General features: G+C 48.4%; 2 protein-coding genes. Both read left to right on the forward strand.

Going from position 1 to position 1,190, the window contains the following annotated elements; genetic code table 11:
• Positions 1–105: 105 nt before the first annotated feature.
• The gene (locus AK963_RS29320; protein ID WP_066018766.1) at positions 106–636 is read left to right on the forward strand and encodes a hypothetical protein; all 531 of its coding nucleotides are present in this window, start codon (positions 106–108) and stop codon (positions 634–636) included.
• A partial coding sequence (locus AK963_RS29325) for a hypothetical protein (protein WP_202969931.1) occupies positions 623–1,190 on the forward strand: 568 nt, incomplete at its 3' end. The genes AK963_RS29320 and AK963_RS29325, both read left to right, overlap by 14 nt.

A 1,190-nucleotide genomic window follows, 5' to 3' on the forward strand; every position in this document is an offset into this window, starting at 1 on the left:
AGGCCGACAAGGCTCGCTACACCAAAAAAAGGCTGACCGGCACTGAGCGCAAGAAAAAACGGAAGGCGCAACGGATCGCAAGACGGATTAACCGGAGGAAATAGCATGGATGCTGAACAGGAAATCAAAAAACTGAAGCTGCGGCTCGATACCCTGGAGCAGCAGTTTTATGACCTCACTTTCAGCCCCTCTGAATCAGAAGAAATAACCACAAAAATTATAAAAAAGTGCGGGGAGTATCTGGTCAATAAAACATGGGCAGAAAGGAATCATCCAGAAAACATTGATGCCGCTTACTGGATAAGCCATGCCTTTTATCATGCTTGGAAAAACAAGGATGATCAGAGTGAGCTTCAGTATCTCATCGGCATTGTGGGCAAAAGACTCCGCATTGATTCAATGCCTTCCTACACGGCCATTCTCGACTGGATCAAAGCCTTTAATAATTTCAACAAAGGTGAAGTAAAGCTTATCGGGAAAAGTGCAGCCATTAAGTTAGCCAAGGCGGGTGCGAGCAAGGAGTTGAAAAAGTACGTCCTAATGGCTGCACAAAATAACGATGCTTTTTCCATTCCCAAGATCGTCGAGCTCATTAACCGGGAAAAGGAAAAGGGAGGCAGTCATGCAAATCCCTGAGCCTACCCAAACCACCATCAAAGCCATTGTCGAGCATTATGAGGACAACCAAGGTGACGCCTTCCGGGCTCACCTCGGAGGCTCCCTCATTGGTCGGCCTTGCGACCGGGAACTCTGGTATAGCTTCCGCTGGTGTACGGATACGAAGCATAGTGGCCAGTTATTGAGATTGTTTCAAACCGGGCATCTCGCAGAGGAACGGTTTATTGCTGACCTCCGCAGTATCGGTATCAAAGTTTTCGAGACTGATCCCGCTACTGGCAAGCAATTCCGGGTAACGGCCTGCCGTGGTCATTTCGGCGGCTCTTTTGATGGTGTCGGCCTCGGCTTTATCGAGGCTCCGAAAACCTGGCATCTCATTGAGATGAAAACCCACAACGAAAAGTCATTCAAGCAGCTGGTCAAAGTCGGTGTTAAAGAGGCAAAGCCTGAACACTATATCCAGATGCAGAGCTATATGTACTTGGCAGAGCCAAAGCTGACGAGAGCCTTTTACATTGCGGTCAATAAAAACACGGATGAACTCTACGGTGAGCGGATACGCCTCGATCCCG

It is taken from the genome of Endozoicomonas atrinae (assembly GCF_001647025.1).
Taxonomy (GTDB): Bacteria; Pseudomonadota; Gammaproteobacteria; order Pseudomonadales; family Endozoicomonadaceae; genus Endozoicomonas; species Endozoicomonas atrinae.